The 7,967-nt window shown below is 61.5% G+C and carries 4 protein-coding genes; 2 read left to right on the top strand and 2 right to left on the bottom strand.

What is annotated here, in order from left to right:
- Positions 1 to 72: 72 nt before the first annotated feature.
- Both EK373_RS30480 and EK373_RS30475 read left to right on the top strand, forming a co-directional pair.
- On the top strand, positions 73 to 291 hold the full coding sequence (locus EK373_RS30480) for a hypothetical protein (RefSeq protein ID WP_129649050.1): 219 nt from the start codon (positions 73 to 75) through the stop codon (positions 289 to 291).
- Between the two features lie 148 nt (positions 292 to 439).
- Positions 440 to 3,235, top strand: a complete 2,796-nt coding sequence (locus EK373_RS30475) for a TonB-dependent receptor (protein ID WP_129649048.1) — start codon at positions 440 to 442, stop codon at positions 3,233 to 3,235.
- Between the two features lie 72 nt (positions 3,236 to 3,307).
- Here EK373_RS30475 and EK373_RS30470 read toward each other — a convergent pair whose 3' ends face one another.
- Together EK373_RS30470 and EK373_RS30465 are read right to left on the bottom strand one after the other, a co-directional pair.
- Complete coding sequence (locus EK373_RS30470) at positions 3,308 to 5,284, bottom strand: alpha/beta hydrolase family protein (RefSeq protein ID WP_129649046.1); 1,977 nt, start codon at positions 5,282 to 5,284, stop codon at positions 3,308 to 3,310.
- Positions 5,285 to 5,907: 623 nt separating this feature from the next.
- On the bottom strand, positions 5,908 to 7,818 hold the full coding sequence (locus tag EK373_RS30465; RefSeq protein ID WP_129649044.1) for a CocE/NonD family hydrolase: 1,911 nt from the start codon (positions 7,816 to 7,818) through the stop codon (positions 5,908 to 5,910).
- Between the last annotated feature and the right edge of the window lie 149 nt (positions 7,819 to 7,967).

Genomic DNA, 7,967 nt, shown 5'->3' with positions numbered 1-7,967 from the left:
AGAACAGGAGGGTGAGGAATTTTAAGTGACCGTAGCTGGGGAGTTTTGCGTGACCGATGACACGGAATGAAAGTGAGCCGCTACTTCAGCCTCGATCTGTTGGCTGCCGCGATGTGGTCGGTGCTGTTCGCGTCGATAGGGTACTGCGCGACGCATTTGGCAGCACGGTGGATCGAAGAGCTGCACAGGCATGAGAGACCCATCGTTGCGGCCCTGATGCTTCTGGCCGGTCTCATCCTGCTGCGCCGCTGGTGGCTGGCGCGCCAGGCGCCCGTCGATCTGCGAATTTGAGCAAGAACGCGGACCTGCCTTCTCGCGGATCGAGGCGGACAGTTGACCATTCTTCTGCTTTATAATATTAATCCTCCAATAGCCGCCACATCGGATCGCCGGGTGTGAGCTGGCGAACAAACGCAAAAGTTACAAAGGTGGGGGGGGTATGCGGTTCAAGCTGCTCGGCGCCGTGTCGGCCACGGCTGTGTTTGTTTCCATTCCGGCCATCGCCCAGGACACTGTGGCGACGCCATCGTCGGATGCGTCGGCAGATGCGACGGCGCCGGCGGACTTTGAAGAAGTCGTTGTGACTGGCGTGCGACAGTCGCTCGAGCGTGCGGCGGAAGTGAAGCGCGATTCGGTGCAGGTCGTCGACTCGATCGTCGCGACCGACATCGGCAAGCTCCCCGATCCGACTGTCGCCGCAGCTCTGCAGCGCGTGCCCGGCATCCAGGTGCAGAACGACCGGAACAATGAACTGTCGGGTGTGCGCATTCGCGGCTTGACCGACATCCTGACGACCGTGAACGGGCGCGAGGTGATTACGACAACCGGGCGCGGCTTCGATCTTCAGGATGTACCGGCCGAGGCGCTGGCCCGGATCGACGCCTTCAAGTCGCAGACGGTGGATCAGATCGAGGGCGGCGTGGCGGGTGCGCTCGACTTGCGACTCAATCGGCCCTTCAGTTTCAGCGAGCCGACGCTGGTTGTAACAGCACGAGACAACTACGCCGACATCGCCGATGCGCACAATCCACAGTTCGGCGTTCTTGCGGCAGGCACGCGCGATACCGCCATCGGTGAAATAGGCGCTCTGATCAACGCTACCTATTCCAAGGCCGAGAACATCCGCAGCGTGTCCAACCTGAGCGAACGCCGCTATTCAGGCGTCGCGCCGCTCAACGTGCCCGACCTGCTCGTTCCGCAGGTGCTAAGAAACATGCCCGATGTGGGCGATATCGATCGCAAGCAGGCGAACGCGGCGGTTCAATGGCAGGCGACGCCGTCGCTGCAAGTCTATGCAGACGGCCTCTACACCCACTTTCGCAGCACTACCGGCTTTGCCGGTTTCAACCCACAGCCATTCACGAACAACTCACGGATTTCCGACGTCACGGTCAGCGACTATTGCTTCGATGCTCGCGTGAACGCCCAGGGCACCAATCCGACGCTGGTCAACAATGCCGACGGAACGGTGTCGATCCAGCCGTTCACGGTGCGACGAGTGTGCGAGCTCGAGAGCGCGCGCTTCGACAATGTCGTGATCAACCAGAACTCCTCGTCGGAGGACATTACGCAGCGAAACAAGATGATCGCGACCGGCATGAACTTCGAGCAGGGCCGCGCGAAGGTCATGTTCGACGTGGCCTATCAGACGTCGCGGTCGTTCCTCGAAAACTTCAATGCCGAAGTCGGGCAGCGCGTGCCGACGGTCTTTGTCGACCTGGACGACGACGATGGCCCGTCGTTCACGATCGATCCCTCGATTCCGCTGAGCGCGGCGAACTTGTCGCTGCGCAACTCGATCAACCAGAATTACACGCAGGGCGAGGGCGAGCTGCTCCAGGCTCGGCTCGACGGCGAGCTCGAGCTGGACGGCTTTGTTTCCAGGATCAAGACTGGTCTGCGCTACGCCAAGCGCGAGGCAACGTTTCAGGAAGTGCGACAGACCAACACGGTCCAGTCGATCGGCTTCGGCAATATAGGCACGCCGACCGAGGCGAACGCGCGACTGATCTCCAGCCTGCCGCTCTCACCCGATTTCCTCGGTGTCATCGGCGAAGCGCCGCGCCTCAATGGCGGGGCCGAGTTCCTCGGCGTGAACCCCGCCTATCTACGCTCGGAGCGCGGACGTAACGAGCTGCGCAGTCTGTTCAATCTGCCACTGCGTCAGCCCGACTTCGAGCCGACCAAGGAATTCAATGCCGAAGAGCCGACGTATGCCGCCTATGTCGAGGGTGCGTACGAGATTCCGCTGGGATCGCTGACGCTGGACGGCGTAGTCGGCACGCGAGTGGTGAAGACCGAGCGCACGATCGAGGGTTTCGAGCGAACCGGTAGCACCTTCAGTCCGGTACAAGCCGATACATCGGACGTTGATGTCCTTCCGGCGGCAACGGCGCGGTTGGTGTTCCCCAACTCATTCCAGACGCGCCTGACTTATTCGCGCTCGATGCGGCGCCCGGATTTCGCGTCGCTCAATCCTGCCGAATCCCTGACGCTGGTGGGCAACGTGTTCCTTCTCAACACCGGCACCCGCGGCAACCCAAATCTGAAGCCGCAACAATCGGACAGCATCGATCTGACGGCGGAATATTATTTTGACAGCGGCTATGCCGCAGTGACCGGCTACTATCGCTCGATCAAGGACCGTGTCGTCACCGCGAGCACTCAAGAGACGATCGACGGACTCAATTATCTGATTTCCACTCCGCGCAATGTCGGCTCGGTGGACCTGCAGGGTGTCGAGGTCAGTGCGCAATATTTCTTCGATTTCCTGCCGGGAGCCTGGTCGGGCGTCGGCGTGCAGGGCGCATTCACGCTGGCGGATTCGGAGATCAAGGGCGACGATCCGCTCGCGGGCAATGAGCTGGTCGGCGTGTCCAAGTATAACTACACGGTCGGCCTGCTCTACGACAAGTCCGCCATCAGCGGCCGCCTGATCTGGACCCATCGCTCCAAGTACATCAACGCCGACAACACGGGCGGCGTGGCGTTGCGACCCTTCGATCCGGATCGCGTGAACGAAGCCTATGTGCCGGTGTTCCTGTCCTATGTCCGGCCGGCCGGCCGCCTCGACTTCAGCATCGGCTATGACGTGACCGACGCGGTGCGTGTCGACATCGGCGGCACGAACATCCTGCGCAACAAGACGGCGAGCTATTGGGGGAACGAACGGGTCGTCCTCGGGCTGATGGGCGACGAGACGATTTACAGCGTCGGCGCCCGTGTAAAGTTCTGACGAGGCTCGGAAGCGATCGCTGGCGGCTGGCGCGTCCGGCGCCCGTCAATTCCGCCGGCGCCGGACCTTGAGTCAGCTGCCCTGTAGATGGGTGGCGAGGAATGCTTCCAATTCCGTGAGCACACGAATGCGGGAGTCACTGCGGGATAGCCAGTGATCTTCGCCGGGAAGCTCGATCAGAGTGTGCGGCTTTGCGAGTGAATTGAGCGCTGTCGCCATATCGCGCGACTGCGTTACGGGCACGACGGAGTCGTTCACGCCATGTAGCAGTAGTACAGGCGCGCGCACATTGGCGGCGGCGCGGGAAGGTGACTTCGAAATGACTTCGGGGCTCGTCTTGGGGCCAATGTGATCTTTCCAATAAGACACCGAGTCGGATTCCTTGCCCGAATGAACCTCTTCGTAGCTCAGCATGGCGGGTAGGTTCGATATGCCATTGATGCTGACCGCGCACGCATAGAGCTCGGGCGTGAATGCGGCACCCGCGAGCGCGGCGTAACCGCCATAGCTTGCGCCGACGATACAAACGCGCTTGGGATTGGCGATGCCTTGTTCGATGAGCGCTTTCACGCCGTCAGTGACATCGTCTTGCATGAGTCGGCCCCATTGGCGATAGCCGGCTTTGCGGTGCGCCTCGCCGTAGCCGGTGGAACCGCGAAATTGAGGCTGCAATACGGCGTAACCGCGCGATGCGAGAAATTGAGCGAGCCAATCGAAGGACCGCTCATCGCGAGATTCCGGGCCGCCATGCGGCAGCACCACCATCGGCAACGATTTGTCTCCAGCGCCGGACGGCAAAGTCACGAAGGCCGGAACTTCGTAGCCATCGCGAGCCTTGTAGGTCAGTTCTCGAACTTCCCCCAGCGGCACGTTCACCAACGATGGATATTCCTCGCCGACAATGTCGGCGGTGCGCTTTTTGTAGTCGATCAGATAGTAAATGGCCGGGGTTGCATGTGACCTCACGGATACCAGGGCACGTGTAGCATCCGCGGAACGGCCGAGCAGATCGGCATCCTTGCCACCAAAGCTTTTCTTCAGGGAAGCCGCGCGTGTGCGCGCCTTGTCGTCGAGCCAGAAGATCTGCGGGTCGGAACCGGTGCTCCAAGCGGCTACGATAGCTTGCGAATACGGATCGCGAATCAATCCGCCGATGTCGCTGTGCTCGTCGCCGATCACCATCTGCGGCGCGCTGCCATCGAAAGGCACTCGCCAGATCGCGCTATAGGGCCGATTCAACCCGGCACGCATCAACACTCCCAAGCCATCGCTCGCCATCCCGAGAACCACGGGCGCCTCGCCGGATTCGCTGCGGAAGATTTCGCGCCAGGAATTGTCTCGATGATGCAGGAGTGTGAATGTGGATTGATCCGCTCGCCACTCGCTGCGGGCGATCGGGCGTCCGTCGGCATCGACCACCCAGTCGCTGGTGAACGGAGTGCCCCTGTCGAGCAGTCGTGGCTCGCCACTGATGGCATTTACTTCATACACGTCGTAGGTCCAGCCTTCGTCCTTGCGGCCCCCGGCGAGGCGCGAGCCGGTGGATTGCCTGTAGTTGAGGGCAGACCAGTTCCAGGAAGACATGATCACCGTCTTCGGCTTCGACGTGCGCATGGACAGCAGGGTGCTGGCCGTCACGTTCTGCAGGTCGCCACTGGTGTGCAGGAGAATGCGTGACTCGCTGGAATCGATGTTCATCGAAATCGTGCGATACCATTCGTAGGTCGGTCCGCCCACCTCCGGTCGGTAGGCCATGCTGGCGCCGATGAACAGCGTTTCGTCGTCGAACCAGGACAGATCGCGCACAGTCGCCTTGGGCGGCGCGGTGATGCGCTTGCGGTTGGCGCCTTTCTCCAGATCGAATATGTGAATCAGCGGCTGCGCGCCGCTGTTTTCCAGCCATGCGAGCAGATTCCCGCTCGGGCTGAGCGCCACGAATTCCATCGCCGGGGTCTGGCCAAACGCTGCTACCGGCGGCGGTGCCGCCCATGACAGCGTCGACACACACACGCAGAGGTAGCCGAGTAGAACAGCCAGCGTCCGAGCCATGGTTCACGCCATCTATAGTTATTCCCGCGTGCACATTCTAGCGTCGCCAGTGCCGCACGCTATGACGCAGGCGACAGATGGAAAATTTAATCGCGCTGTTTCGGAGCGAACGACTTGTGGCGGCGGGCGACTTAGCGTATGGGCGGCCAGGGTTCACTGGCGAGCGAGACACCGTCTACGCCACTAAGAGACGCGCGCAGTCGCGACCTGCGCAGAAGGGCGCGCGCAGGCCTGACTGACTGATCAAAAGTTGATCACCCGATTTTTGCGCGGGATTTTCCCGGCGAAATGTTCTGCACCCAAAGATATCCACAGGGTTGCCCACAACTTTTGTGGATCACTTGGCGTGCACGGCTGACCTCTTCGGGGCGACTAAGCCGAGCGATCTGTCAAGACCCGTTGCGCCGAACCGAGTGACTGCCGAGCGTGTAATTCGAGCAGGCGTCAATCGGTCCGGCGGCGCTTGACTAAATGCTTGCGGTGTACGCCGGCTTGAACACCGCGGCGGCAAAGCGTTCGAGCGCGAAGGAAGGCCTGCGGGCGCGATCCGGACGATGAGGTCAGCGACTCGCATGCTGCTTCTGGGCGCGGGGACTTAAAGTCCAATCGTCGCGTCCAGTAGCTTATCGAAGCGGCACGACCGGCAACTCCACATACGAGGCGTCGTCACCGGCGTGATGGATCGTGTTGCGGGCGACTACCGGCTCGCTCTCGCTTTCGTTCGTGCCGCCCGTGTTGAGGTTACGAACGAACTTCGGGAAGTTGGAGGACGTGACTTCCACGCGGATGCGATGGCCCTTTGCGAAGCGGATGCTCGTGGCCATCGGCGTCGGGCTGATCTCGTAGACCTTTCCCGCCGTCATCGGCTCGGGCTTGTCGAAGCCGTTTCGATAGCGCGCACGGAAGATCGTGTCGGCGACGATGTAGGCCGTACCATCTGGCGCCACGTCGACCAGCTTCACCGCGAAGTCCGTGTCCTTGGCGCTCGATGAGACTTTCAGCACGGCGTCGACGAACCCCGTGACTTCCATGGGGTCCTTCAGCGGTTCGCTGCTGTACACGAGCACATCGGCGCGCGACTCGATGGTCCGCTGATCGAAAGCACCGGGGATGACGATGCCGCCATTACAACAATCGCCGCCGCCGATGGTTTGCACGGGGTTCAACGGATCGTAGGTGAATTGATCGGCCTTTTCGCTGGCGGGCGGCGGCGTCAGCTCCAGCCGGCCATCGCCATACAAGCTGTTGGCGCTGCCGCCGCTGCGCAGGTACATGCGAACGGTCTGCGCTTGTTTCGGCGGCCATTGCGCGGATGACTTCCACACATTCTCGCCCATGGTGAAGTAGCGGACGCGAGGATTCGACGAAGCGAACGCGGCCTTTTCTCCCTTCAGCCAGCGGTCGAACCACGCGAAAATGGTTCCATCTACATCGAAGCGAGCATCGCCCATCGAGCGCTCACCGACTTCGGTCTCGGCGCTGAGCTTGTTGTATTGGCAGTGAGCTACGGGCGCGACTACCGCATACTGGTTCGCGCTGGCCTCAGCATCGCTGTTCGCGCTGCTCGCGTGATTGAACAGCTCGAGATTCGGCCCGATCGAAACGTCGTACCAGCTGTTGAACCACAAGGCCGGCACGCCCCAGCCCATATCGTCGTGATACAGACCGCCCTTGCGCCAGGCGGGATCGGCGGGGCTGCGCTTGATGAGCTCTTCGAACGTGCCTGGCGGCTCGCCGAGATCGGTCAGCATCGTATCGACTGGGAGATGCTTGATCTGCTTGGTCCACGCGACGTCCGGCTTCTTCGCGGCGAGATCGTTGTACTGAGAGATGCGCGAGCGGATCTTCGGATCGAGGTCGGACGGCAACTGCGCGCGGAGAGGATTGTCGACGTTGTACAACCACACGAAGAAGAGGTTGCGCGGCACGCCACCGGTATACCAGTTGCCTTGTTCTTGAAAGCGACCGACTTTGCCGATGCCCGCGCCAGCGGACATGGGCACCATCGCGGCATGAGCGGGATGATTCTGTGCCGCCAGCGCGAGTTGCCATTCCGCCGATGAGGAACAGCCCAGCGTGCCGACCTTGCCATTCGACCAGGGCTGCTTCGCGATCCAGCTCAGCGCGTCGTAGCCGTCGGTTTGCGGATAGCCGAGGATCTGATAGTTGCCTTCCGAGAAGTAGCGTCCGCGCTCGTTCTGGATGACGAACGCATAGCCTTGCCTGACCGCGGCGAGTGCATAACGAAGCGAGGCGCCGCGCATGCCCAGTTCGCTATATGGGGTCTTCCACAGGATGGTCGGCAACGGGCCCTTGGCGTCCTTTGGGCGGAACACATTGGTCGCAAGCCCGATGCCATCGCGCATCGGAACGAGCACGGCGCGCTCGTCGGTGGCGCTCTCTTTCAATCCTTCCTTCAGCGATTCTTCGCTGTACTTCGAGTAGTCCGGCCGGCTCGATGGGGCCGGAGCACTGGCCAGCACGAGCGCCGGCACGCCGGCGAGCAAGAACGAGAGCAGGGCGCGCGTCGACATCTTGAGTAGTTCTCGCGAAGCAGTCCTTGGTGGAAAAATGCTATCCAATGGGAAACGCGTTCTCAAATCCAATTGGCCGTTCGGCGCGGCCCTGCGACCACTCAATGCCAATCGCCACCACCTGTTGCCGTTCAAACGGCCCTACGACC

The sequence above is a fragment of the Peristeroidobacter agariperforans genome (assembly GCF_004138335.1).
GTDB classification, from domain to species: domain Bacteria; phylum Pseudomonadota; class Gammaproteobacteria; order Steroidobacterales; family Steroidobacteraceae; genus Steroidobacter; species Steroidobacter agariperforans.
The sequence above is the reverse complement of the archived record's forward strand: the minus strand, read 5'-3'. Positions and strand labels throughout refer to the sequence as shown.

Coding starts and splice junctions, on each gene's coding strand:
- EK373_RS30475 (WP_129649048.1), top strand. CDS start 440: ATGCGGTTCAAGCTGCTCGGCGCCGTGTCGGCCACGGCTGTGTTTGTT.
- EK373_RS30465 (WP_129649044.1), bottom strand. CDS start 7,818: ATGTCGACGCGCGCCCTGCTCTCGTTCTTGCTCGCCGGCGTGCCGGCG.
- EK373_RS30470 (WP_129649046.1), bottom strand. CDS start 5,284: ATGGCTCGGACGCTGGCTGTTCTACTCGGCTACCTCTGCGTGTGTGTG.